We start from the raw sequence: 26793 nt of genomic DNA on the forward strand, positions 1-26793 counted from the left end.
ATCCTTTTTTTATTTATAATGGGCAAGGGCGGCAATAGCGGCTTCGCCTTTAGGGCCTTTGTAACCATTGGCGTGTAAGCAGGCATCTAGGCTTGCCAATGTTTGTAATACGGCATCTTTACGGGCGTTGTAACCCATGGTGCCAATACGCCAAATTTTGCCATGCAGCGGGCCAAACGAGGTGCCAATTTCAATACCAAAGTCGGTTAGCATTTGTCCGCGTACGTGGTCAGCATTAATGCCCTCGGGTATATAAACACCCACTACGTTGTTCATTTTATGGTTTAAGTCGCCAAATACGTTTAAGCCCAGCGCTTGAATACCCGTTAGCATGGCATCGCCGTGTAACTTGTGGCGGGCAACGCAGTTATCTACGCCTTCTTCAATAACAATGCGAGCACATTCTGATGCGCAATACAGCATACTGGTGGCTTCGGTGTGGTGGTTAAGGCGCTCTTCACCCCAGTAATTCATGATCATGCCTAAATCAAAGTAGTTTGAGCGTACAAATGGCTCGGTGCCGTCGGTATGCTGCGCGGTACGAATACCCGCTTCTACTTTTTTGCGTTTTTGGATCCAATCGGCGCATTTATCGCTCAGTGTTAATGGGGCAGAGCCAGACGGGCCACCTAAACATTTTTGCAAACCAACCGAAAGCGCATCGAGTTTCCACTCATCGGCGGGTAAATCGTTACCTACAATTGATGCGGTGGCATCGCAGTAAAATAATACGTCGTGCTTTTGGCAAATATCGCCAATGTGTTCAAGGGGTTGGTTCATAGTTGTAGAGGTATCGCCCTGTACCATAGCAAGTACATGGGGTTTTACATCAACAATGGCTTTTTCTATTTGTTCGGGGGTAAATACCTCGCCCCACGGGACTTCTATGGTGTGTACTTTTGCGCCTACGCGCTCGGCTATTTCAGCAAGCAAGTGGCCAAAGCGGCCCATAATGGGCACCAGTACTTTATCGCCTGGGCGTAAAATAGAGCATAAAACGGCTTCTATGCCTGCGCGCGATGTACCATCAACTAACATGGTCCATTCGTTTTTGGTTTTAAAAATTTCGCGATAGCGGGCCATGGTTTCGTTCATAAAACCGGTCATTACTGGGTCGTATTGGCCAATTAGCTGCGCCGACATAGCACGTAGCACGCGTGGATCTGCGTTTATTGGGCCTGGGCCCATGAGTAATCGCTGTGGCGGATTTAAAGTTTGAATTTGCGTGTCGCTAAACATGTTTTAGGCTCCCAGAGTCTGAATAAGCATACGAATGCCCGTTATCATTAATACAACGGCAAAGGCGCGTTTTAATTGTTTTTGATCTAGCTTGCTACCAATTTTTACGCCAATAGGGGCAAACAAAATAGTAAGCGGAATAATAAGTATAAAAGCAGGTAGGTTTACAAGGCCCCACGTGCCAAGCGGCGCATCGGTGGGTGTAGTACCAATACTTAATAAAGTAATAACGCCCGGTAACGCGATTAATAAGCCAAATACAGCAGCGGTGCCAACGGCAACATGAGCACGTACGTTAAACGCGTTTAGCATGGGTACGCCAATAGTGCCGCCACCTATGCCAATCATTACCGATAAACCACCGACAATACTTGCCATAATGCCTTGGCCAAATTTACCTGGTAATTTACTAACTAGGGCAGGCGCGCCGGCTCTAAATAACATGTTTAAACTTACTAAAATGGCAATACAGGCAAACATAAGTACCAACGCATTACCGCGTATAGAATGAGCTAAATAGCTACATATAACGGCCATTACCAAAATAAATGGGGCCCAGTATTTAATTAAAGCAAGGTCGATATTGCCTTTTGCATGGTGCGAGCGAATAGACGAAATAGAAGTAGGCACTATGGTGGCAAGCGATGTAGCCGTGGCTATCATCATGGCCGACTCAGGGCTTACGCCAAAGCCTTGCAGTAAAAAGTACAGCACAGGCACAATTACTATGCCGCCGCCTACACCAAATAGGCCTGCTAAAATACCTGCAAAAATACCGGTTGCTATTAAGGCCGCTATAATCGGCCATTGATTTATTATTTCTGTCATTGTGTTCCTGCTGTAGTTACTGTTGCGCGACCATCTGAACGAGGATCGGTGGCTGCTTCAAGGCTGGTAGGCGTATCTAAAATGGCACCTGCATGACCCATCATTTCATTGTTATTATCAACGCTTACCCAGTCGTGGTCACGTTGATTTAATTCATGTTTAACTTGAATTACTAAGCTTTGCTCTACCTTTAAATTTGTGCTTGTATCGCCCCAGGTGCGCCCTAGTAACCAACGCGGATCGCTTACTGCTTGGGTAATTGATTTATTTCGCCATGCGTACCCACTAAATACTGCAGCTTGTGTTTGTGGTTGGCCTTCGCCGCCCATGGTGCCGTAGGCAAGGCGCCTACCATCGTCAAATTTTGCTAAAGCAGGGTTGAGTGTATGAGCCGGTTTCTTATGCGCTTTTAAGGCATTGGCATCGTTGCTATTTAAACTAAAACTTAAACCGCGGTTATTCCACACAAAGCCGCCTTCGCTCATCAAAATGCCGCTGCCAAATTCCCAGTAAACACTTTGAATAAAGCTTACTAGTTGGCCGTTTTTATCCCGTGCGGCCATCCAAACGGTATCGCCTGGCTCTGCATTAAATGGCCATTGCTTGGCTTGGCTCATATCTATATTGCTGGCAAGCGCACTTAAGCGCTCATCAGTTAATGCGTTTTTATAATCATCGCCAAGCGCGTCTGGGTCGGCCCAAAGTGTAGGGCGGTGAGTAAAGCTTTGTTTGGTTGCCTCAACAATTAAGTGCATCCAATCGGCCTCTGTTTTGGCTAAATGTTTTAGTTTATTAACAGCGCCAATTATTTGCAGAGAATGTACGCCTTGTGTGGGGGCGGGTAAGTTATAACACTGTATGCCCGATAAATTAGCACTGAGCGGCGTTACTAAATCGGCCTGCGTATTGGCAATATCAGCGCGTGTAATTGCACTGCCTGCGGCAGCTAAATCGTTTGCAAACGACTCTGCTAAAGGCCCTTGGTAAAAGGCGTTTAAGCCATGCTCGGCTATGTGCTCAAAGGTATTGGCAAGTTTTGGGTTTTTAAAATGTTGGCCCGCTTGCAACGGTTTACCATTAGGTATGTAAAGTTCTTTAAAGGCAGCGTTAGTGTTTGAAGCGGTGGCAAGCTTTTCGCAGCCTGCTTGCAAGCTTTTAGATACTGTAAAGCCATCGCGCGCGAGCTTTATGGCTGGGGCTAAAATAGTACTTAGCGAAAGAGCAGCGTGCTCATCTACCGCAAGGGCTTTTTGCCAGCCGCGAAGTGTTGCAGCCTGAGTAAGCGCGCTTAAACCGCCGCGCTCTGGTATGTGTGGCTCATTGCTATAGGCGCTTATATCGTTTGGTGCGCGCCCGCAGGCATCAATGGCAGTGGGTATACTTTGGTTTGGGTTATCAATAAGCCAAAAACTGTCGCCGCCAATTGAGTTCATATGCGGATATACCACGCTAATCGCAGCGGCTGCCGCTACCATGGCTTCGGTGGCTGTACCGCCTTGTTTTAGTATTAAAGTGCCTGCCTCGGTTGCTGCAAAATGCGGGGCAGTAAAGGCAATGTTGTGTGTGCTCATGCAAGTATGTCCTGTTTAAAGTGGGCAGCTAATTGTTGTACGCAGGCAAGTAGGCTTTTATCGTTGCCGTGGCTCATCATTAATGAAAACCCATACGGGTGGCTATTTTCTAAATTAGCCAATGGTAAGTGTACTTGCGCCGAGCGGCTCAAGCCCGCAATGGCCGATAAGGTGATTATTTGCATACGTAAGGCGCTTGTGTCGGCGCCCAATTTAGGTGCAGTTGTGGGTGTGGTTGGCAAAAATAAACAACTGTTTGTGTTTAGGTTTTTAGCGATTAGTGTTTGCCATTGGGTTTGTACATTTAGTGCTTCTTGTTCTTCTTGGGCGGTTAGAGCAAGCGCCATGTTAAAACGTGCCGCAATTGCCGGAGCAAACTGGGGAAGTTGCCCAGGCAATTGAAGCCAATCTTTATGCGTTTTTGCGATTGCTCGCCCTTGCAGTATTCTAAAGCTGTCAGCCAGTTCGCTTAATAAGCTGCTGTTAGGCAGTTCAAATTCTTTATGGTGTTTAAAATAAGGTTTGGTTTTTTCAAGCAGTTGTTTAAGTGGGGCTTGTAATGCAGGGTCAACCAGCTCAAATAATGGCTCGCAAATAACTAAAGTATCAACGTTATTAATAGCTTGATTTGGTAACAGTACATTGCCTACATCGCTTAGCAGCTCTGCATTTTTCGTAAGCCAGCCAATGGTATCAAATGGGGGCGCTAGCGGTATTAGGCCATCTTTTTCAATTACGTTATGGCTTGGCCTTATGCCAAATAAGCCACAATAACTTGCCGGTATTCTAATAGAGCCACCAGTATCAGTGCCTAAGCCAATATCGGCTAAGTTAGCCGCTACAGCTGCTGCCGAGCCCATACTTGAGCCGCCACTTGCATGGCCTTTAAGTTTTGGGTTTTGTGCTGCACCATAGTGAATGTTATTGCCCTCTAAGCTGTAGGCCAGCTCATCGGTATGGGTAAAGCCTGTAAAGCGACAACCCTCATTCATTAGTTTATTTACGGCACTTGCTGTTTGCTGTGCAGGTTTTGCTGTTTTAAACCAGCTTGGGTTACCAGCACTGTTGCGCTCGCCTTTAATAGCAAATACATCTTTTACTGCAAGGCGCTTATTTACAAGTTTGCCGTGGGTTTGTGTTTGCCATGCGTTAGGGCCATGGTCACAAAAAATACCGGTAAAATTATTATGTGTTTTGGTACTCATATCACCACTCGTTATAAAGTAAATCTGACCAACTGGTTATAATCAGATTTAGAGTGATTAAAAAGACGAATTAGTTATTATTATTTTTCAGCCCACTGCGTAACATCTTATTTTTATTTTACAGAGCCTGATCCGCTTTTTAATCGGTTAGCTATTATATTGCCTAAAAGCTAAGCAAAAGCAATGCCAAATGCAATAAAGTTGTCCGCTCGGTCAGGTTTTGTTTGGTTTGTATGGGGTTTAGCAGATATTTATAAAAATATAAGTATTAAAGAAGGTGTAATTTAGAGGTGAAAACACACCAAGTTGGTGCGTGATTGCACCAACTTGGTTGCAAGTGTGGCGTTTATAGTAATGCGTTAGGGCTAATAATTAAGCCATTTACATCGGCGTATAGCCAATCGTTAGGGTTAATTGTGGTACTAAGCATGGTCACTGTTTGATTTTTATCTCCAAAGCCACGCTTTAATGTACTGCGCGGGGTAGAGCCAAGTGCCATAACCGGTAAATCCATAGTGGCAAGTATTTCAATGTCGCGGCAACAGCCGTTAATAATCACGCCTTCCCAGCCATTTTTTAACGCGCGCTCCGCCATAATATCGCCTATAAAAGCAAAGCGTTTGCTAGCAAAGCCATCAATAACCAGTACTTTACCCTTGCCGTTTTCATGCAGTATGTCGGCGGCAAACGAGTTATCGTCTGGGCAGGTAACGGTAACTGCTTGGCCACTAAATGTGGTTTTTTTACCAAAGTGGCGCAGGCCGCTGTCGGCTACTTGTACGCTATTGCGGTGATCGTCAAATAAGTCTGGGGTGGTAAAGTTATCCATGGGTTAAGCCTCACTGTGCTCAGGTATTTTTAAACCAATACCTTTTAAAATTATGTGGGCAGTTGATTGCGTTATTTGTGCCACATCGGTTTCGTCGTATTCTAACTTGTTCATTACCAGTAGCACTTCGGCCTGAAAATCGGCGTAGTACTGCGTAGTTGACCAAATGGTAAATAATAAATGGTAAGGGTCAACATTATCCATTTTGTTTGCATCTATCCAGGCCTGAAACACGTCTACCTTTTGTTTTACCCACGGGCGTGTGTTGGTTCTAAAGTAGTTTTGCAAATAAGGAGCGCCGCGCAGTATTTCACTGGCAAATAAACGTGATTGCAGCGGCTGGTTTACTGCAAGTATGACTTTGCTTTTAATATAGTGATACAACACATGCGCAGGGTCGTCCTCAGGGGTTACGTTATCTAAGCCTAAGTTCCAGTGTGCAATAATGCGGTCTATTACGTTTTCGTATAGGCCGTCTTTGCTTTTAAAATAATATAAAATATTGGCCTTAGGAACGCCTGCTTCTTTGGCAACCATACTCATACTGGTGCCATCGTAACCAAGCTGAGAAAACAATTGCTCGGCGGCATCGAGTATTAATGTTTGGTTTTTTACTCGGGTGAGTTCTTTTTTATTTGGCTTTGTTTGTGTGCTCATTATGGCGATGCTGTTTTTAACGTGTTGAATGATTGTAACTTTACTGACCAAAAGGTCAAACACTTAAGTGCAGGCCAAAAACATCTTTATAACAATAAATGATGAGCAACAATTGTTTAACCCACTAATTACTGTTAGCGTAACGTCAAACGTAAGTAGTACTTTTAGGTAGTTAATGGACTTTTTTTCTAATCATAAATACACGCTTTATGGCATTGCCGCTATTTTATTATGGAGTTGTTTAGTGGCTCTGCTCAGGGATGTTTCGGAGTTATTTGGCCCCATAGGAGGGGCGGCACTCATGTACAGTGTAAGCGCGCTGTTTTTAATTTTGGTAATGGGGCGGCCTAAGTTTGCTGGGTTTAATAAGCGCTATATTATTTGGGGTACTGCTTTATTTGCACTTTACGAGGTGTGTTTAGCGCTGTTTGTAGGGCTTGCTAATAATCGCCACCAAGCGGTAGAAATGGCGGTTATAAATTATTTATGGCCCACACTTACCATTTTGCTCAGTATTATAGTTAACCGTAGTAAGGTAAGTGTTTGGATTTACCCCGGTATGCTGCTTGCTTTTTTTGGTGTGGCTTGGTGCGTTGGTGGCGATAGTGGGTTATCACTTAATAGTATTATGGGCAATTTTGCCAGTAACCCAATAGCCTACTTGTTGGCGTTTGTAGCACCTTTTATTTGGTCTGTTTACTGTGTAATTACTCAAAAAAATAGCAATGGGCAAAATGCCATTGTGCTGTTTTTTATCGCCACGGCACTAAGCTTATGGGTGTTGTATGGATTAAGTGACGAGCCAAAAATGACCTTTACACTGCACGCGACCGTAACGCTTGTGCTAGCTGGTGTGGTTGTTGGCAGCGGGTATGCTCTTTGGAACCAAGCTATTATTGGCGGTAACTTAATGTTGCTTGGTACGCTTTCGTATTTTACGCCAGTTTTTTCGGCGATTATTTCGGCGCTTTATTTATCAATTACCCTTAGTGCCTCGTTTTGGCAAGGAGTAATAATGGTAACTGGCGGCTCACTCGTATGCTATTTCGTAACGCGTGAAAAACCAGTTAAAAAGCAAATTAACGCCGTAAATTAACGGTGCAAATTTACGGAGTAAACGCATCCTTTTTTAACTGTGCTTGTTTAGCCAATTAAGCGCAAGTGGCCATAATCCGTCAGATTTTTTGCTAAAAAATTTCATATGGCCAATTTCCTTCAAACCATAGTCGTGTGGGTTTAAGGTTAGGGTTTGTGCTTTTAATTTAGGAAAAACCGAGAGCATATCGGCAACGTTTGCATTGTTAGCAATATCGTCATCGGTAGCATTAACCCATATTGAGGGCATAGAAAGTGTGTTGTAACAGTGTTGAAATACGGTATCACCAAATGCTGATTGTACATACCCTTGGGCGTTACACCATTTGCGCCATTGTTTAGCTACGCCTTTAGGTAGTGGCTCGCCCATGCCAAACCACTGCGATTTAGTATGACCAAACAAGGCATTACTAAGAGGAATAACCCCATTCATAAAAAAGTGCGCTTTAACCTGGTACGCTAAGCTCATATTAGTTAATTTACCTGACGAGCAAGCAAAATTAAACGCGGAGCTTAGCTCGTTAGCGTTATGCATTAGCCCCACTAATTGCCCGCCGGCGCTATGACCCACTAAATGATACTGCGTATCAGGAAATACCCTTTGCAAATGCTCAAGTACCGCAGGCATGTCTTGCTCACCCCAACTTTGTAAACTGGCTTTGCTTTTTTTAATACTACGGTTAAGTGATTGGCCAATGCCACTGTTATCAAACGTAATAACGCCAAAGCCATGTTGCTGTAAGTAAGTAGCAAAGTTTGCATAAAACTGCTGCTTTATACCGGTTGCAGGGGCAATCATCACCGCACCTTTAATAGCGCTGGTGGGTGTAAATAGGTGTGCGCTTAGAGTTTGCCTGTCGTTACAGGTTATAGTGACGTGCTTTGAAGCGTTTGTGTTCATTACTTATTATTGCTTTTTTAAATGCTCAATTTAAAAATGGTAGCTGGTTAGACCAGCTTAATCAAGAATAGAATAACAGCTTAAACCAAAACTTAATTACCAGGGGGCGATATACCGGTTTGTATCGTGTTTAGCGCTGACGTTTTGTAAAGGGGCAAAGCAGTAAAAGGGGTTTAATTTGTTAGCTTAAACCCCGTTGTAAAGCTATACTGGCGTACTTGTATTGTGAGCAGATTTTGCTTTTACTTTTTTGGCACTAAAGTAAAATATAAGTGCAAATACTACCGCACTAAAATCAACAGTAATACTTTGATAATATTTAAAATAGTGCTCTGTTAACAAGGCTTGTAATAGGGTAGAGCCCGCCATGCAAAAGCACAAACCTGCAAGGCTAACTAATCCCCAATAACTTGCGTGCTGAGTCCCTTTTTTAAAGGTGTAGGCGCAACAGATTATTTTGGTGACGACAGCAGTGACTCAAAAGCAATTTATTCAGAAACAAGCTTTAAGTTAACTAAAGCATTTACGCTCACCGCAGGGCTTAAAATAGAGCGCGAAGAGCAGCTTCGTAATTTTGATATGGCTTTTGGGGGCAGTAGGTTAGTTGAGCAATTAGATGACTCTAACACTATAAAATTACCTACATTAGCGATTCAATACAAAATTACAGATGAAACAACGTTATCGGCCAGCGCCCGTAGAGGTTATAACTCGGGTGGCGGCGCGTTAGATTTTACCGCACAAGAGTATTACTACTACGACCAAGAATCAGTAAACACCTACGAGCTAGGCTCGCGCAGTGTACTTCATAATGGTGATATTAATATTAGTGCGAACATTTTTTATAATAACTTTGGTGGGTATCAAGCGTTAAGTTCAGATAGAAAAATCACTAATATTGATGATGCTCATAGCTATGGTTTAGAGCTTGAAGCATACAGTATGTTAGGTGAGCAAAGGCAACTCCATGCAGGGCTTGGGTTACTTAAAACTAAAATAGATGAATCGGCCACGTACAGCGATGCAGTTGGCAACGAGCTTAACTCTGCACCAGAGCTTACAGCTAGCTTAGGGTTGTCGCATTGGTTTACTGATAGCTTAAAAGTTAATGTAAGTGCTAATTATATGGATGAATATTATGGTGATTTAACTAATACACAAGAGCGTATTGCCGGTGGTTACACAATTACACGTGCCACAATTAGTTACGATAGTGAGCATTGGTTAATGAGCGCTTATATTAACAACGCGTTTGATGAAGAGGAATATACATCGGTAGAACCTGCAAGCGGGCGTTACCCAACAGGCTATGTGGCTGTTGTTAACCCTCAAACGCTTGGTGCGTCTGTAACGTATCGCTTTTAAGTGTCTCTTAAATAATGCACCGCAAAGTATAACTTACTCTTTTGGTATAATAATTTGAAGCCCTATGATATTAGGGTTTTACAATAAAAGAGGGAGCCTTAAACAGGCTAATATTAGATAATATCACGAACTAGTTGTTTGTATGACTTGCCAATTTTAACTGATACGCCTGATGAAAGTTGAATGCTTTCATTACTTAACGTGACCACTTTGTGCTTGTTAATAACGTAAGATTTGTGGACTTGAATAAATGAAGTATCAAGTTCCTGTGCTATGTATTTGAGAGTACTGCTTGCAAGTAATGCTTTTTCACCTTGCCATACCTTTACATAATTTCCATAAGCCTCAAACATGTCTATTTCGCTTAAATGAATTTTATGTTTTTCACGGTCGATTTTAAGCGTAATAGTTAATGGTGCATTGGAATTTAGCGTTATAAGTTTTCTGTTTTGCCGTACTTTATTTAATGCTCGGTCTAGGCGTTGCGCTGATACTGGTTTAAGTAGGTAGTCAGTTACATCAAGTTCAAAACCAGCTAAAGCATATTCTTGATATGCACTAATAATAACGACTTGAGGTCGGTTTGCGAGCACTTTTAGTAATGCAATGCCTGATATCTCTGGCATGTTTATGTCTAAAAATAACAAATCAATAGATGATGTGGCTAAAGCACATAATGCATCTTTAGCGTTAAGGTATTGCCCGATTATATTAATATCTTTATGAGCACTTAAATGATGCAGTAACACTTCATGAGCGAGCGGCTCGTCATCAACAATTATTGTGTTTAGCATGCAGTCAGCTCCAGTTTAAGTGTGGTTTGCCAAAGGGTGTTATTTTTATCAATAATTAATGTGTGCTTATTAGGATATAAAAGAGTTAGCCTGCGGCGTAAATTGTTAAGCCCTACGCCGTGTTCTAAATTGTTATTAGTTAGAATAGGGTTAGAGGAGAATAGCGTAAGTATGTTATTGGCCATGGTGATTTTAAACACAACCGTTACTTTTTGTGATGTGGGCTCCACACCATGCTTTATCGCATTTTCTAAAATCATTATTAACAGTAGTGGAGAAATTAAATAGTGTTGTTGGTATTCAGGCCATTGCACATCAAAGTGACAGCGATCAGTGTTTCGTATATTGTGTAAGGCAATAAAACCCTTTAAGTAATTGATTTCTTTTTCTAAACTCACTTGTGTTTTTTGACCTTCATAAACACTGTAACGTAGTAAATTAGCTAATTCCATAACTAAGCCTGGTGCATTATCTGCTTTTTTTAATGTCAGCGCATAGAGGTTGTTTAATGTATTAAATAAAAAATGAGGGTTAATTTGCTGTTGAAGTAGTTTTAGTTCTGTTTTTGTTTGTTGTTGAGCAATATTACTAATTTGCACGTGTTGTTGCTGTCGTTCAAACGCTAAAATAATGGGGGTGCTTATAGCCAAAAATAAAAATACAAACTGATAGTTTTCGGGGCTAAAAATATTATTATTACCGCCTGGAGTTAGGTTAGCAATGCCTACAGGTAAATCATTAATTGGTAACAGTAGCACACAGGATATTAAAACAGGTGTAAGTACAGCGAGGCTGATTAAATTTGCAAACAGAAACATCAATACTCCATGATACGTTAATACATAACGTATTAATAAGTATCGGTTTATTAAATACACGCCATAGACTAATCCTACAGAAAAAGTAATTTGCCAAAGATAGCCCAAAAAAATATCAAATTGTGTAAATATTTTATGCACGTCAATAATGGGCTCAATAGGCTGATTTAACATGGGATTAATATGGGTATTAAGTATGCTAGCTGTAATTATTGCCCAACCTAAAAGTACTATACACACAACGCTATCAAGTGATAACAAAGATTTAAGCCATTTTTTACTCAACACATTGTGATTTCTATTAGTGCGTCTAGTGATAAGCCATATACCACTTGCAGATGCGCACATTGCCCAACATTGTTCATTAATAAATTGCCACTGAGCAAAGTTAAAAAGCTGGATATTTAAAATCAGTAGGAGAGATGGGTAGGCTAAAAATCCTAACAACCAAGCTATGATTGCGGGTGTAAGCAATAAGCGATACGCAAATGCATGGGCAATAAATAAGGGAATGCACTGTAGAAAAAGTTGAGTATTAATAGTCAGGTATTGGCCAATTGACTCCATATTTGAGGACAAAAAGCGTATGTGAGATTCGAGCAAAATAGCAGCCATTAGCGGTAAATAGATTATAAGTTGGGTAATGCTAAAGCGTTGCCATATTGGTGTATTGGCTTGCTGCATATATAACTCCATTTTTATTATAATTAGTGAGCAGTTAGGCTGGGATAAAGTTGTCTTTTTATTGTAAACATTACCTTTACATAATTCACTACGCTAAGCGCATAAGTTTATCGATAAAATCATTTAAATCGTAATTATTAATTCAAAATAATTGTTTTATTTCATGTTGTTAATGAATATTCCAAGTATGCCTAGGCTTCTTATTTTTATGATGAAAGTACATATTTAAATGATCAACGTCACTTTTTCGTTTTCATCATTTATTTCAATGCGTTAACCATTACATGTTCGCTTGTTTCAACTTGATTTCTTAAGCTGGTGTTATATCAACTAAGGATGAAACTAATGCTTACATTGAAAAATATCAACAAAAAATACGTAGATGGTACGCAAGCTTTGAATGATGTGACGATCACTCTGCCCGCCGGTATGGTAGGACTACTTGGGCCAAATGGCGCGGGTAAATCAACCCTTATGCGCACAATTGCGTGTTTACAAAATGCAGACTCCGGATACATTAATTTTAATGGCCTTGATGTGATTAGCCAACCAGGTGCACTTCGTTCGCAACTAGGTTATCTACCACAATATTTTGGCGTATATCCCAATATGAGTTGTCGAGCGTTACTTGAGCATATCGCAGTGTTAAAAGGTATAGATGGTAATACACGTAAAAACCAAATTAATAGTTTACTTGAACTGACTAATTTGACTCAGTTTGCTAATAAGAAGCTTGTTAATTTTTCGGGAGGAATGAAGCAACGTTTTGGCGTAGCTCAGGCTTTATTAGGAGACCCAAAGCTAATTATTATGGATGAACCCACCGCAGGACTTGATCCAATGGAACGAGAAAGTCTAAATAATTTGCTTGTAAGTATAAGCCAAAACAGATTGATACTGTTATCGACCCATATTGTTGAAGATATAGAAAGTTTATGTCACTACGCAGCCATTATAGACAAAGGAGCACTTATACAAAGCGGAGACGTAAAAGAGTTACTAACTACTTTAGACGGTAAGATATGGCAGCTTGAAAGCCTACCTACCGGCATACCAAATCAGCATGTATTAAGTAAGAGCCATCGCTATGGAAGATCTTCATTTCGTGTTTATGCAGATACGGCGCCTGCACAAAATGCGATAAACTCGCCCGCCACGCTTCAAGACAAGTACTTTTATTCACTCAATAAAGGAAATCAAACATGTTGATTTTTAATGAGTGGCGATATGCAGTGCGCCAACCACTTGTTTGGCTTTGTATAATTATCCCTTTAATATTTGCGATTATGTTGTCATATGGGCTTGCAACGGTTGAGGTTGATTCGTTAAAACAATTTAAGTTAAATATTACAATGCTACAAATGATGCAGTTACCTATGCTTGTGGGAGTATTGGCACCCGTTATATTTTTACGAGATCAACACGCGTCTATGCAGGAGCTTATTTACGTTACGCAAACTAGCTTATTTAAGCGCAGTTTAGCAAGGGTATGCATACTGATTTGCTTGGTTTTCATTATCAGCTTAAGCGCTATTTTAATAATGGCGTTCATGCATATAAGGCAATTAGGCTATATACCAAATACGGCTTCTTTTACTTTATTTAGTAGCTTTTTAGTATTGTTACCTAATAGCTGCTTGTTAGTTGTGATTGCTTTTTATATTTGCCATAAATCAGCAACTTCATTACCTAATTATGTTTTTTTTGCAGTGCTGTGGGTAGGCTATATAGTGCTTGCAAGTATTACCGGAAACCCAATGCTTGCTGGAAGCAGTATTATAAGCAATAGCTTTTATACATTATTTATTTGGCTTGACCCTTTTGCATACACAGGTGTAATAAACAGTTTAACTAATTCATTAGGAGCTTCGTTTGCCATCAATCGCGTTGTCGTGAGTTTGCTCGCTGTTGGTATTTTTTTGGTTACTCTTAATCAAAATACAATTTTAAAGAATAAAAAAGCTAATAAAGGTCAAAGTACTAACGAATACATTCGTCATAACATGTTAGAACCCGCTGAATATACAACAGCTAGGGTCACACAAAAACCATTTTTGATGATGGCCAGTTTATATAAAATTACACTGGTTAATTTGGTTTCACATCCTATAACGTTACTGATTATTCTTATTTGGCCAGTGATGGTTTTTAACAGTGTTGCTTCGTCGTCAGGGTATGTTGAACCAATGAGTGTTATGAGCACCACAAGTCTAGATGCGATTAGCTATTATGCATTTGATATGCAACTTTTAATTGGGACTTTATTGTTGGCTTTGTGGAGCTGGCAAGTAAGCTGTTTCGCCAAATACTATAATATAGCAGAGCTAATTGCTGCCACCCCCCTTAAAACATATTACTTTATAATCAGTCAGTTATTCGTATTAGGTACGATGATATTGGTTTTTTTATCAATGAGCTTGTTAGGTGCAAGTGCAGCTCAGTGGTTTTTACACAGTGCATATCAATTGGAAGCACATTTGAGCATTTTATTTTTGATGTTTATTCCTCTTACCATCATTGCATGTGTATTTTTGTGCGTATTTGATTTATGTCGTTCGCAGCTTATTGCCGGTTTGCTAATTGGTGCTATTTTACTAATCAAATTCACACCAATAATGACTTATTTTGGTCTTACACATACATTGTGGAGTGTTGGTTGGACGCCTTTGCAAGCACCAGATAACTTTTGGGGTTATCGTGCAAGTATGAGTAGTTATTGGCCTTATATATCAGTTTGGTTAGTGGCGTGTATAAGTCTAGTTATAATTACGGGAGTTTTTAATCACCGAGGTACTGGGTTGAGCCGAAGAGTATTGGGGGTTAAACATTTTTGGTTATTCATTCCTCTGCTTATCACTGTGGCATTATTTACTCAATTGCATTTAAGACTAGTTGAAGAGAAGCCTTTAACCAACTCACATAAGCGTGAGGCTTTTAAAGCACAGTACGAAAAGTCTTTTTCACAATGGCGCAATGTAGCACAGCCAAGAATTGTTCACATTGATGCAAATGTAGACTTTTACCCACAAAAGCAGCAGGCTCATTTTTCCTTAATATATACTTTAAAAAACACTCATCAAGAGTCTATTAAAGAGGTATTAATTGGGCGTGCAGGTTTTTATAAATGGGCTAATATTGAAATCGATGGCGCGCAAAGGGCTAAAAGCTTTCCCTTGCTTAATCAAGCTGTGTTTAAGTTAGAGAATGAAATGCAGCCAGGAGAAATACGTAAACTAGTTACACGGTTCGATTTTCATCAAGCTAAGCTTTGGCCAGTGAGAGGCCATCAGATAATAACCCCTGAATTTAGCTATATGAGATCAGTGCCTTTATTGCCCACTGTTGGCTATCAAGATAATTATGAATTAACCGATCCTATACTTCGGCAGCAACACGCACTTAAAGTGAAGCAGTCTATTAGACCCACGAAGCTATTTGCTAAAACGGCGAAAGCAAGTACTCATTACCAGTGGCTTACTATGTCTAGTAAAGTGAGTACAACAAGTGGTTATCAGGTTATAACCCAAGGAGAAGAAATATCACGTACCAGCAAAGATGACCGCGAAATATTTCATTTTGAGACTCGTACACCCATAAATGCAATCCCAGCTTGGGTGACGGTGCCTTACTCCCCTGTTACCAAGCAGCAAAATGGCGTGATGTTAAACGTGTTTGCTAAAGACAAAAATGAGCCTGCACGAGCAGATTCTATAGCTGTAAACCTTAGCGCAATGGGCGATACAATAAAATGGCTTAATAAGATAAGCCCTTATAGAGCAAAACAATTAAGTTTAATAGGCTCGCCTAGGCTTGGTGTAACAGGTTATGCACTGCCGCAGCTTATACTTATTGAAGACAGTGTTGGTTTTAGATCAAAGCCAAGTGCTAATGCAGGCTTTGATCAACGTTATCGCCGTGCAGTTCACGAAACTGCGCATCAATGGTTTGGGCATGATATTGGTAATGGAGTATTTGCAGATAGCGCTTTTTTAGTGGAGTCTTTAGCAAAGTACATTGAGCTTGTTGTTATAGAGCAACGTTATGGGAAAAAGGCCATGCAAGCGCTTGTAGAGTATGAAACATCACGTTATCAGCAAAGTGCTTTAATGAGTATAAAGGAAAAGTTAGCCTTGGTTGATGCTACACAAGGTTTCAATCAATATTCTCGATCAACCATTGTCTTTGCCAAGTTACGAGCTGTTATTGGTGATAAACCTATTATTCGCGCGCTCAGGTCGATCTGGAAAAATAATAGTTACCCAAATAGGCCTGCTAACTCTATGGACTTTATACGCGCTTTAAAATTTGAAGCAGGGATAGAGCATGAAGCATTAATAAATAAACTTTTATTAGAATAAGTAAAAGTATTTAAGGTAAATGAAAGCCCATTGAGTAAGGCTTCTCATTTGAATCTATTTTTCATTATTTACCTGTGCTAATAAGTCGAGTACTTTTTGTTGGCCAAATTTTTGTGCAAATTGCTCGGCTGTTTGGCCGGCTTTGTTTTGATGTGCGTTGTCGCAATCAAGGCTAACAAGTGTTTTAGCTATACTAAATTCACCTCTAAATATGGCGGCCATTAGGGCTGTGTTACCGCGGTTGTCTTCAAGGCAGGCATTAGCGCCTAATTGCAATAAGGTGTTTACCGTATTTTTATTGCCGTGGTAGGTCGCAATCATTAGCGCGGTGTAACCTTTGTTGTTGTAACTATTAATAGGAATGCCAGCATCAACAAATTGCGTTATTACGGCGGTGTCGTCGGTGCGTGCGGCTGCAAAGTAATAAGCAAGTAAGCTGTCGTATTGCGACTGGGCGGTGCTTTGTTCCGTTACAGGGCTTTGTGGCTCATTGGCAAAGCTTGAAAAGCTCATCACTAAAGTAAATATAATAAGTAATTTACGCATACTGTTTACCTTTTTAAAAAAGAGGAAAGCTAGGCTTTCCTCAATAACTTACAGGTTGGGTAAAATATTAAAGCTTAGCGGCTAGTTGCTTAACTTGTTTCATGTCGCCGTTTACAGCGTTAGTTAAGCGTGTACCGTATTCGCTATCTGCTTTGTAGAAGTGGCTAAGCATTTTGTGCATAACTTTGCTGTCTTTCACTTTGCCTAAATCGCCGGCTAAGTTGTTAACTAAGTTAGTGCGCTCTTGCTTGCTAAAGCTGCGGTAAAGTACACCCGCTTGAGCAAAGTTTTGCTGCTTTTTAATTGCTGCTTGTTGTACGTAGCCTTTAAGCTCTGTGTTACTTCTGCGTGCAATTGGGTTTTCTGCAACGTTTTCGTGACTTGGTTGGTAGTTCACGTTACTTGTTGTATTACCGTAGTTCATTGCGCCGTCTTGGTTGTAGTTAACCACTTCAACTTTTGCACGGTTAATTGGCAATTGTTGGTGGTTAGCACCTAAGCGGTACATTTGCGTATCGGCGTAAGAGAAAACACGCCCTTGTAATAGTCTGTCTTCAGATGGCTCAATACCCGGAATTACATTTGCCGGTGCCATTGCAACTTGTTCTGTAGATTGGAAGAAGTTAGTTGGCATACGGTTTAGGGTCATGGTGCCTACTTTAGTTTCTTTAACGTCTAACCACATTTTTGTTGCATCTAATGGGTTGTAGTCAAAGTCATCTAACTGCGACGGTTCAAGGGTTTTAATGTATAGATCCCACTTAGGGAAGTTGCCTTTACCAATCTCGCTGTATAGGTCGCGTGTTAAGTGTTGGAAGTCTTTACCTTGCACTTCGTTTACTTCTTTAGCATCAAGGTTGTCTATACCTTGTTGGCTTACCCAATGAAACTTAACGTATTTAACATCGCCTGACTTATTAATCATTTTGTAAGCATGTACGCCCCAGCCGTCCATTTTACGTAGGCTTGCTGGTGTACCGTAGTCGCTGTATACCCACGTTAACATGTGAGTAGAACCTGGCTCGTATGAGAAAAAGTCAAAAAAGCGGTTAGGATCTTGAATGTTATCTACCGGTGATGGCTTTAACGAGTGAACCATGTCTGGAAATTTAATCGCATCGCGAATAAAGAATACCGGTAAGTTGTTACCTACTAAATCCCAGTTACCTTGGTCGGTGTAAAACTTAGTAGCAAAACCACGTGGGTCACGTAGTGTTTCTGGGCTACCTTTTGAGTGAATTACTGATGAAAAACGTACAAATACGTCAGTTTCTTTGCCCGCTTCTGCAAACGGTGCAGCAATTGTTAAGTCATCTAATTCTTTAGACGCTACAAACACACCGTGTGCACCTGTACCACGCGCATGCACTACACGCTCAGGAATACGCTCACGTGCAAAACGTTGTAGCTTTTGAATTAGGTGTACGTCTTCAAGTAATACACTTCCGCGCTCACCTGCGGTAATAGAGTTTTGGTTGTCGCCAACAGCTGCGCCGTTGTCTTTAGTAAGGGTAGTTGCGGCACTTGCAGGTAATGCCATTGCTAAAGCTAATGCGCTTAGCGTTAACGTAGATTTATTATTAATCGTGTTTTTTTGAGTATTCATTGTCGACCTCATCTGTATAAAAGTGCCGGCAGTGTTGCTGGCTGTTTAACTGTTAACGAGTGTATTAACAAAAGTGGGTTCGGTAAAATTGATTGTTTAGATTGGAGTAATCACAAATTTAGATTGCTGTTTGTGTGCTGCCTTTTATTTTCTAAATAGCAGTTTTGCAATGTTCGACCTTAGTCGTAATTGCAATTTTGAAATCAATGAAAATACAGACAATTTCATATTTAATGAATAAATATTCACCACTGTGGTGCGTTTTTCACTAACAAGATGTTGACTTATTATAACAATAAAGAGAATATGCTCACTTGCTGGGCTTATGCTCAAGTTAAGGTTGCACCAAACTAGGTGCATAAAAAGGGGCAATATGAATACTAAAATAGAATTAGTTATTTTTGATTGTGATGGCGTTGTTATAGATAGCGAAATATTAAGCGCGCAAGTGTTAATAAACATGCTTGCAGAGATTGGCGTTAATATTGACCGAGCCTATGTACAACAATATTTTTTGGGCTGTAATTTTAAAACAGTCACCCAAAACTTATTCGATACCTTTAACGTGACCTTAGCTGAGAGCTTTGAAGCCGATTACCGAGAAGCACTATTAAACGAGTTCGAAACTGCATTAATGCCAACTAACGGCATTAAACACGTGCTAGAGCAATTATCTGTACCTTGCTGTATTGCAACAAGCAGTAGCCCTAAACGCACCGCTAAAGCGCTTAATGTGGTTAATTTATCGCAGCACTTTAATAAGGTATTTACCTCAAGTGAGGTAAAAAATGGTAAACCAGCGCCCGATTTATTTTTACATGCCGCTGAGCAAATGGGCGTAAAGCCACAAAATTGTTTAGTGATTGAAGATTCAAAAGCCGGCGTGTGCGCCGCACTTGCCGCCAATATGCAGGTTTTGCATTACAGCGGGGGTGGGCATATGCAAGATGCAGTGAACTTTGTTCACCAAGCTTACCCAGAGGTAGCGCATTTAACGCATTGGGATGACTTTTATAAGCAGTACCCAACATTACAAACACAGTAATAGAATATCAACGTTGAGCTTTATGACACTGACAAAGCTTAACGTAAAAATGCATTAATTATTAATTAGTTATAGTAGTAGCATTATAAAAAGGCACGGTGATTTACTCACTATTAATTTAAATAAAAAACACTTATTTAAATTAATAGTTAACCTGAACTTTGGTTAAGAGATTTACTAACATATTAAATCAAAAGTGATATCTATGTTTATTTTCTCTAGCCAGAGATTTACAGTGAAAACAAGGCGAAATTACGCGTCAATAGCTAGCCTATTGCAAGTAAATTTAACGTAGTTAGCACTGGAAATAGCTGCTTGAGATAGATTTATTATCCAGAGTTCAGGTTAGTTAGGGCTGTGCTTAAAACAATAGGAAAATACCATGGCATCAAGTCCACACACACAAACATTTAACGATGTTAACGAAGAGCAATTGCCCGTTGCTAATCATAAGCTTCATGGTTGGAAGCACTTTGCCGGTTTATACGCTGGTGAACACGTTGCTGCAACCGAGTTTGTTATTGGTGCAACCTTTGTTGCATTAGGCGCATCGACCATCGACATTCTATTAGGTTTATTAATTGGTAACCTATTAGCTATGTGTTCGTGGTGGTTAATTACCTCTCCAATTGCGGTAGAAACACGCTTAAGTTTATACAACTACCTAAATAAAATTGCGGGTAACTCAATGACCAAGCTCTATAACTGGGCAAACGTGGTCATATTTAGTGTGATATCCGCCGCCATGATCACGGTATCGGCAACCGCAGTGCGGTTTTTGTTTGATATACCTGCGCAACTCGATTGGTACCCTAACAGCTTAGCATTTGTGGCCATTGTATTATCGGTTGGCTCTATTGTTGTATTTGTGGCTATGTATGGTTTTTCAACCGTTGCTGATTTTTCTAAAATTTGTGCGCCATGGTTATTTGTTATTTTTATAGCGGGTTCGTTTGCCTTGTTCCCTGAGCTTTCTAATCATGTATTAGGAGTAACCACGCTAACTGGGTTTGATGACTTTATGGCGATAGGGGATTCTTCTATTTGGACCGGTACCACCGCTGATGGCGAAAAAGGTATTGGCTTATTAGAGGTTATTGGTTTTGCATGGGCTGCAAACTCTATTACCCACTTTGGCTTAATTGATATGGCAATTTTTAGATTTGCCAAACGTAAAAGCTACGGTTTGTTTTCTGGCGTAGGTATGTTTTTTGGCCATTACTTAGCGTGGATCTCGGCCGGTATTATGGGCGCGGGTGTTGCGGTATTACTTAAAACCACTATTTCATCGCTTGACCCAGGTGACGTTGCTTACCACGCATTAGGCTGGACAGGCTTTGTTATTGTAATTATTGCGGGCTGGACTACAGCTAACGCCAACCTTTACCGCGCAGGCCTTGCAGCACAATCTATTTTTGTTGACCAATCGCGCGAGCGCACTACCGCAATTGTCGGTGTTGTAACCGTTATAATTGCGTGTTTCCCGTTTGTATTTTCGCAAATGTTACCGCTTTTAACTTACGCAGGCTTATTAGTAGTACCTGTAGGCGGCATTGTATTTGCCGAGCATGTTTTATTTCCTAAAATTGGTTTAACCCGTTACTGGGCTAAATACAAAAACATTACACGTAGCGTACCAGCCATTGCCTCTTGGGCATTAGCACTTGTGTTTGGCTTTGGTTTAAATGCGATTGATGTAATGTCGTTTTACTACTTATTTATTCCTACTTGGATTTTCACCATTGTTATTTACACGCTACTGGCTAAAAAATACGGCGCAGGTGAAGACTACAGCAAAGAAATTGCAGCAGAAGAGCAAGAGCAGCAAGACATTAAAGAGTACCAAGCAGGACTGGCAGAAAACGTTCAAGCTCCAGTTGCTGATAACTCAATGCTAACCAAAGTGTTAAATGGCGTGTCGACTGTTTCGTTACTTATTATTTTTGGCTTTGCCAGCCAAGTAATGTTTTTTAGTGACAGCATGAGCATTTACGCAGGAAATAAATCTCAGTTTGAAATTGCATGTTTTATTTGCACCATTATTTATTTTGCAACCGCTTACTGGTCGCTATTGCGCCATAAAGCACTCAATACTGCATCTTAATTTAAATTTTTAATATTGTTTTAGTAAGGCCGCACCATGACGCAACACCAGCACACTGACGCTCTTGTTAAAGGGCTAAACCAACAAAGCTTGGCAGATATGCCAAGCCATGTAGATACACCAAACTACGACCGTAGTAAGCTTAAAGCGGGTATAGTTCATATTGGTGTGGGCGGCTTTCACCGAGCTCACCAAGCGGTGTACATTAACGAGCTATTAAAAACGCCAGGTGCTGAACAGTGGGGTATTTGTGGTGTTGGCTTATTAGAAGGTAACCGTGGTCTGCGCGATATTTTAAAGCAGCAAGACTACCTTTACACGCTAACGGTAAGACACCCAAATGGGCAAATAGATAACAAAGTTATTGGCTCTATGATTGACTTTTTGTTTGCTCCAGAGGACAAACAAGCGGTTATTAATAAGCTTGCGCACAGCGATACGCATATTGTGTCGTTAACCATAACCGAAGGCGGCTATAACTTTAACCCAGTTACGGGTGAGTTTGACTACTCAAACCCAGACATTATTAACGACATTAATAACCCGAACGACCCAATTACGGCGTTTGGCTACATTACTGCTGCGTTAAAGCTACGTAAAGAACAAGGCCTTGATGCGTTTACAGTACAGTCGTGCGATAACATTCAGCACAACGGTAATGTAACGCGTAAAATGCTACTTGCCTTTGCGGCCGAGCAAGACAAAGAGCTAAGCGAGTGGATTGCTACTAATGTAACCTTCCCAAATGCAATGGTTGACCGTATTACGCCAGTATCTAAAAAGAGCGATATTGACTACGTTGTTGATGCGTACGGGGTTAGCGATGAATGGCCAATTACCTGTGAGTCGTTTACGCAATGGGTAATTGAAGACTCATTTTGCTGCGGACGCCCAGATTGGGATAGCGTTGGCGCACAATTTGTAAGTGACGTAACACCTTTTGAGACCATGAAAATACGCTTATTAAATGCAGGCCACTCGGTACTGGGTTTATTAGGCTCTGTACATGGCTACGGCACAATTGACGAAACAGTATCAGATCCTTTATTTGCAAAGTACTTACGTGCGTTTATGGATAGAGAAGTAACGCCTAACCTAGAGAAATTAGAAGGCATTGATCTTGAAATCTACAAAGACACGCTAATTGAGCGCTTTGCTAATCCAAACATTAAAGACAGCTTATCGCGCATTTGTTCAGAAAGCGCAGCAAAGCTACCTAAGTTTTTAATTGCCACTATTAACGAAAATCTAGCCCATGGCCGTGATGTATCACTTGCGACCCTGGTTATTGCTGCATGGTGTTTTTACAGCGATAAAGGCGAAGATGAGCAAGGCAATAAGCTTGAAATAATTGATGCAATGCAAAGCGAGTTACATGAAGCCGCGGCTAAAACGGCGACTGATGACCTTGCATTTTTATCGCTAACAAGCTTATTTGGTGATTTAAACACGCAAAGTGCCTTTACGTCTCACTACAAAAACAATGTAGAAGCGTTATACGCACCGGCAAGCAAAATTAAAGCAATTATGAATAACGTGCTTGAGCCTAAAGGTAACTAATAATGAGCATTTTAATTGATTCTAAACAAGGTAAAGACGTAAGCGTAAGTTGCTTTGGCGAAGTACTATGGGATTGTTTTGCAAACGATAAACGCTTAGGCGGCGCGCCGCTTAACATGTGTGTGCGTATTAACTCACTGGGCATTAAAGCCGACATGATAAGCGCTGTAGGTAACGATGAACTGGGTACTGAGCTACTAGGCGAAATTAAAAGCAAAGGCGTAAGCTGCGAATACATTGGCGTTAATAACGACAAAAAAACCAGCACAGTACAAGTTACCTTAGATAAAAGCGGCTCAGCCAGCTACGAAATAGTTGCCGACACTGCGTGGGATAACATTGAGCTTACAGACTCACTTATTGAAAAAGTAAAAGCCAGTGATGTATTTGTATTTGGCAGCCTAATTGGCCGAAGCGAAGCCTCACTTGCTACATTAAACCAATTAGTTGATGTAGCTAACTTTAAAGTGTTTGACGTAAATTTACGTGCGCCACACTACACGTTAGACACATTAGTAGATTTAATGAATAAAGCCGACTTCATCAAATTAAACGATGAAGAGCTTTACGAAATTGCCAAAGCAATGGGCTGTAAGTTCCATTCACTTGAGCAAAACTTAGCGTTTATTGCACAGCAAACTAACACCGAATACTTATGTGTAACTAAAGGCAGCCACGGTGCACTACTAACCATAAAAGGCGAAAATTATTATAACTCAGGTTATTTAATTAGCGTTGTGGATACAGTAGGCGCGGGGGATTCGTTTTTAGGGTCGTTAATTTATCAGCTTTGTAGTAGCGATTGTGCACAACATGCTGTTGATTTTGCGTGTGCAGTAGGTGCTATGGTGGCTGAAAGTGCCGGTGCTACACCTACACTTACTCATGAACAAATTAACGAGTTTATGAGCCCAGCGTAACGTAAAAAATCACAGTTACACCCAATCATTGTGTGTGTAAGCGGTTTTACTTTTATAGTAAAGCCGCTTTTTTTTGTTTTAATTTTTATTAATAAAGCCGTTTAGATTAAGTGTTGAGCAAGGTGTATAAAAAGTGGCTTAAATAGAGAGGTGTATTAGCTATTCGTCTTATAGCGGGGGGATTAATACTTTGTTAATGTTCGTCGATTATTCATGGATTGAAAGGCGGGGCGGCAATTAGGCGCTCTATACTCCAAATACAAAAAGAGAAACGTGCTTTATGATCATCTTTTTTATCTGCATAACAATCTTAATACTGGGATATAAGTTTTATAGCCCGTTTGTTGAAAAACAAGCAGGTATGGATACAACAGTTGATACACCACAAAAACGCTTTAGCGAAGGTGTTGACTATGTAGCCATTCACCCTGTGCGTGCATTTTTAATTCAGTTTTTAAATATTGCGGGTGTAGGCCCTATATTTGGCCCAATTTTAGGTGCGCTTTACGGACCGGTAGCACTTGTGTGGATTGTGCTTGGTAACGTATTAGGCGGTGCAGTACACGACTTCTTCTCGGGTGTGATGAGCATTAAAGAAGATGGCAAAAGCTTACCAGAAATAGCAGGGCACTATTACAACGTTGTGTTTAAAGGCTTTATGCTGATATTTACAGCCATGCTGCTGTTTTTTGTGGGCGTTGTATTTATTATGAGCCCAGCAGGCTTATTAAGTAACTTAGATGTATTTGAAGGCACTTTTTTTGCTAATAATACTTTTTGGGTTTTGGCTATTTTAGCGTACTACTTTTTAGCAACGCTGCTACCTATTGATAAAATTATTACTAAGTTTTACCCGCTATTTGGCTTATTAATGATTGTAATGACTACATTAATAGCCGGTGCGTTATTACTAGATGCGCCACACTTACCAGTTGCAGGCGACTTTTTAGCCTACTTTGAAGCCGACCACGCGCATGACTTTTTAGAGCCAAACCCTGATGGCCTGCCAACCTGGCCGTTACTGTTTATTACCATTACCTGTGGTGCTATTAGTGGCTTTCACTCTACCCAAGCGCCTATTATTGCCCGCTGTTTAACAAACGAAAAATACGTACGCCCAGTATATTACGGCGCAATGATGTGTGAAGGCATTGTAGGTTGTGTATGGGCACTTGCGGGTATTGCTGCATTCCCAGAAGGCTACGCTGGCTTAAAAGCATTGCTTGATCAAGGTGGCCCAGGTTTAGTGGTTAACCATGTAGCAAATAGCTACTTAGGCGTAATGGGCGGTATTATGGCCATTATTGCTGTTGCGGTGTTCCCTATTACCTCTGGCGATACGGCGTTCCGTTCACTGCGTTTAACCGTGGTTGATGCGTTTAATATTCCGCAAAGCTTACGTAATCGCTTATTACTGGCAGTGCCAATTTTAACGATTGCCTTTTTTATGACTAAATTAGATTTCTCGGTTATTTGGCGCTACTTTGCATTTTCAAACATGCTGCTTTCAACCAGTGTATTATGGCTTGCAACTAAGTACTTATTTGATAGACGTGCATTCCACTGGATCACCAGCATACCTGCCGTTATCGCTACTGGCGTAACACTTTCGTACATTATGACTGCTGCTATTGGCTTTAATTTATCGGCCGACTTAGGTAAACCAATTGGTGCCGCTGTGGTTGTTATTGGCTTAGTAGGTTTAGTGTTTGTACACTCTAAGCATAAAAAGCTAGATGTAGCGTAAAGTGATAAAAGTTAAATAAGCGAGCTTAATAAGCTCGCTTTTTTTATGCATAAAATTTACCCTCACACTATGCAATTTTAAAGGTAATAAAATGAAAATAGCCGCCGATTTTACCCAGAGAGTCGTTGTTCATAGTGAGCAACTTAATTGGAACCCTTCGCCAATGGCGGGCGTTGATAGGCGCCCACTTGATAGAGTAGGCGCAGAAGTAGCCCGTGCTACAAGCATTGTACGTTATGCACCAGGGAGCGAGTTTTCGCCTCATGTGCATACAGGCGGCGAAGAGTTTTTTGTACTAGAAGGGGTATTTCAAGATGAGCATGGCGATTTTCCACAAGGCTCTTATATTCGTAACCCACCGCAATCAAAGCACAAACCAGGCTCCGATGAAGGCTGCATAATATTTGTAAAGCTTTGGCAATTTCAACCACAAGATAGAACCCACGTACGCTTACAAACACAGCATATGGGCAGCGTGCAACACGCCACATATAAAGGCCTTGCCATAACCCCACTTTATAAAGATGACTTTGAAGATGTGAGCTTATTGCATTTTGAGGCAGACGCTAACATGCAAATTAGCGCAAGCGAGGGTGCTGAGCTACTCGTGCTTGAAGGCGATATAAGTGAGCAAACAGACGTATTAGTAAAACACAGCTGGTTAAGGCTGCCTATTAACAGTGAGCTTAATATAACTGCAGGTAAGCAAGGTGCAAAAGTGTGGCTTAAATTAGGGCACTTAACAGATGTAGATAAGCAAATAGAGCGCGTACAAAACGCCTAGCAAGTAACATTATTTAGCAGTATTGTTTGATTTAGTTCAGTACTAATTAACTTAATACGGTGTAGTTTTATGGTTTAACTCAGTAAGTGATGGGTATTTTGGGGGTTTTTATTTTTTAAAGGGAATAATTTCACTTT

The 26793-nt window shown here is 40.8% G+C and carries 22 protein-coding genes; 10 read left to right on the forward strand and 12 right to left on the reverse strand.

The window, feature by feature from the left end; genetic code table 11:
• Positions 1-9: 9 nt before the first annotated feature.
• The 6 genes from PSH54_RS01695 to PSH54_RS01720 all read right to left on the reverse strand — a co-directional run bounded on the left by PSH54_RS01695 (position 10) and on the right by PSH54_RS01720 (position 6329).
• Entirely contained in the window at positions 10-1239 is a 1230-nt protein-coding gene (locus PSH54_RS01695) for a pyridoxal-phosphate-dependent aminotransferase family protein (protein WP_004587084.1), read from the reverse strand.
• A 3-nt stretch (positions 1240-1242) separates the two neighbouring features.
• Positions 1243-2067: a sulfite exporter TauE/SafE family protein gene (locus PSH54_RS01700; RefSeq protein ID WP_004587085.1), complete on the reverse strand. Its 825-nt coding sequence runs from the start codon at positions 2065-2067 to the stop codon at positions 1243-1245.
• Entirely contained in the window at positions 2064-3638 is a 1575-nt protein-coding gene (locus PSH54_RS01705; protein ID WP_273605312.1) for a gamma-glutamyltransferase family protein, read from the reverse strand. The genes PSH54_RS01700 and PSH54_RS01705 overlap by 4 nt, the downstream gene beginning before the upstream one ends.
• Entirely contained in the window at positions 3635-4843 is a 1209-nt protein-coding gene (locus PSH54_RS01710) for an amidase family protein (RefSeq protein WP_273605313.1), read from the reverse strand. Before PSH54_RS01710 ends, PSH54_RS01705 begins: the two co-directional genes overlap by 4 nt.
• A 346-nt stretch (positions 4844-5189) precedes the next feature.
• A complete protein-coding gene (locus PSH54_RS01715) occupies positions 5190-5672 on the reverse strand; it encodes a putative 4-hydroxy-4-methyl-2-oxoglutarate aldolase (RefSeq protein ID WP_054981718.1) in 483 nt (160 codons plus the stop codon).
• Between the two features lie 3 nt (positions 5673-5675).
• Positions 5676-6329, reverse strand: a complete 654-nt coding sequence (locus tag PSH54_RS01720; protein ID WP_024032802.1) for a TetR/AcrR family transcriptional regulator — start codon at positions 6327-6329, stop codon at positions 5676-5678.
• Positions 6330-6504: 175 nt separating this feature from the next.
• Between PSH54_RS01720 and yddG the strand changes: the two genes are divergently transcribed.
• Positions 6505-7425 carry an aromatic amino acid DMT transporter YddG gene (yddG, locus tag PSH54_RS01725; RefSeq protein ID WP_054981719.1) on the forward strand — a complete coding sequence of 307 codons (921 nt, stop codon included), beginning with the start codon at positions 6505-6507 and terminating at the stop codon, positions 7423-7425.
• Positions 7426-7458: 33 nt separating this feature from the next.
• On the opposite strand, the gene PSH54_RS01730 is transcribed toward yddG, so the two are convergent.
• Both PSH54_RS01730 and PSH54_RS01735 read right to left on the reverse strand, forming a co-directional pair.
• Positions 7459-8325: an alpha/beta hydrolase family protein gene (locus tag PSH54_RS01730; RefSeq protein ID WP_273605314.1), complete on the reverse strand. Its 867-nt coding sequence runs from the start codon at positions 8323-8325 to the stop codon at positions 7459-7461.
• A gap of 204 nt (positions 8326-8529) precedes the next feature.
• On the reverse strand, positions 8530-8694 hold the full coding sequence (locus tag PSH54_RS01735; RefSeq protein ID WP_273605315.1) for a hypothetical protein: 165 nt from the start codon (positions 8692-8694) through the stop codon (positions 8530-8532).
• A 45-nt stretch (positions 8695-8739) separates the two neighbouring features.
• Between PSH54_RS01735 and PSH54_RS01740 the strand changes: the two genes are divergently transcribed.
• A complete protein-coding gene (locus tag PSH54_RS01740) occupies positions 8740-9690 on the forward strand; it encodes a TonB-dependent receptor (protein WP_273605316.1) in 951 nt (316 codons plus the stop codon).
• Positions 9691-9803: 113 nt separating this feature from the next.
• On the opposite strand, the gene PSH54_RS01745 is transcribed toward PSH54_RS01740, so the two are convergent.
• Positions 9804-10484 (reverse strand): LytR/AlgR family response regulator transcription factor, encoded by a 681-nt coding sequence (locus PSH54_RS01745; RefSeq protein ID WP_273605317.1) that lies wholly within the window; start codon positions 10482-10484, stop codon positions 9804-9806.
• Positions 10478-11986 (reverse strand): sensor histidine kinase, encoded by a 1509-nt coding sequence (locus PSH54_RS01750; protein ID WP_248461831.1) that lies wholly within the window; start codon positions 11984-11986, stop codon positions 10478-10480. Before PSH54_RS01750 ends, PSH54_RS01745 begins: the two co-directional genes overlap by 7 nt.
• Before the next feature lie 345 nt (positions 11987-12331).
• On the opposite strand from PSH54_RS01750, the gene PSH54_RS01755 reads away from it, so the two are divergent.
• Both PSH54_RS01755 and PSH54_RS01760 read left to right on the forward strand, forming a co-directional pair.
• A complete protein-coding gene (locus PSH54_RS01755) occupies positions 12332-13195 on the forward strand; it encodes an ABC transporter ATP-binding protein (RefSeq protein WP_264389727.1) in 864 nt (287 codons plus the stop codon).
• Positions 13189-16344 (forward strand): M1 family aminopeptidase, encoded by a 3156-nt coding sequence (locus PSH54_RS01760; RefSeq protein WP_273586972.1) that lies wholly within the window; start codon positions 13189-13191, stop codon positions 16342-16344. The genes PSH54_RS01755 and PSH54_RS01760 overlap by 7 nt, the downstream gene beginning before the upstream one ends.
• A gap of 54 nt (positions 16345-16398) precedes the next feature.
• Here PSH54_RS01760 and PSH54_RS01765 read toward each other — a convergent pair whose 3' ends face one another.
• The gene (locus PSH54_RS01765; protein ID WP_248461834.1) at positions 16399-16890 is read right to left on the reverse strand and encodes an ankyrin repeat domain-containing protein; all 492 of its coding nucleotides are present in this window, start codon (positions 16888-16890) and stop codon (positions 16399-16401) included.
• 67 nt (positions 16891-16957) lie between these two features.
• Entirely contained in the window at positions 16958-18496 is a 1539-nt protein-coding gene (locus tag PSH54_RS01770) for a catalase (RefSeq protein WP_273605318.1), read from the reverse strand.
• A gap of 373 nt (positions 18497-18869) precedes the next feature.
• On the opposite strand from PSH54_RS01770, the gene PSH54_RS01775 reads away from it, so the two are divergent.
• The 6 genes from PSH54_RS01775 (at position 18870) to PSH54_RS01800 (ending at position 26656) form a co-directional block, all read left to right on the forward strand.
• Complete coding sequence (locus PSH54_RS01775) at positions 18870-19541, forward strand: HAD family hydrolase (RefSeq protein WP_029772306.1); 672 nt, start codon at positions 18870-18872, stop codon at positions 19539-19541.
• A 382-nt stretch (positions 19542-19923) separates the two neighbouring features.
• Positions 19924-21645, forward strand: coding sequence for a purine-cytosine permease family protein (locus PSH54_RS01780; protein WP_126009271.1), 1722 nt, complete (start codon positions 19924-19926; stop codon positions 21643-21645).
• A 36-nt stretch (positions 21646-21681) separates the two neighbouring features.
• The gene (locus tag PSH54_RS01785) at positions 21682-23205 is read left to right on the forward strand and encodes a mannitol dehydrogenase family protein (protein ID WP_024032787.1); all 1524 of its coding nucleotides are present in this window, start codon (positions 21682-21684) and stop codon (positions 23203-23205) included.
• A 2-nt stretch (positions 23206-23207) separates the two neighbouring features.
• Positions 23208-24125 (forward strand): carbohydrate kinase family protein, encoded by a 918-nt coding sequence (locus tag PSH54_RS01790; RefSeq protein ID WP_024032786.1) that lies wholly within the window; start codon positions 23208-23210, stop codon positions 24123-24125.
• 280 nt (positions 24126-24405) lie between these two features.
• Positions 24406-25872 carry a carbon starvation CstA family protein gene (locus PSH54_RS01795; protein ID WP_004589533.1) on the forward strand — a complete coding sequence of 489 codons (1467 nt, stop codon included), beginning with the start codon at positions 24406-24408 and terminating at the stop codon, positions 25870-25872.
• Positions 25873-25963: 91 nt separating this feature from the next.
• Positions 25964-26656: a cupin domain-containing protein gene (locus tag PSH54_RS01800; RefSeq protein ID WP_064387078.1), complete on the forward strand. Its 693-nt coding sequence runs from the start codon at positions 25964-25966 to the stop codon at positions 26654-26656.
• The last annotated feature ends 137 nt before the right edge of the window (positions 26657-26793 follow it).

The sequence above is a fragment of the Pseudoalteromonas sp. Angola-30 genome, assembly GCF_028599215.1.
In the GTDB taxonomy this organism is placed as follows: Bacteria; Pseudomonadota; Gammaproteobacteria; order Enterobacterales; family Alteromonadaceae; genus Pseudoalteromonas; species Pseudoalteromonas atlantica.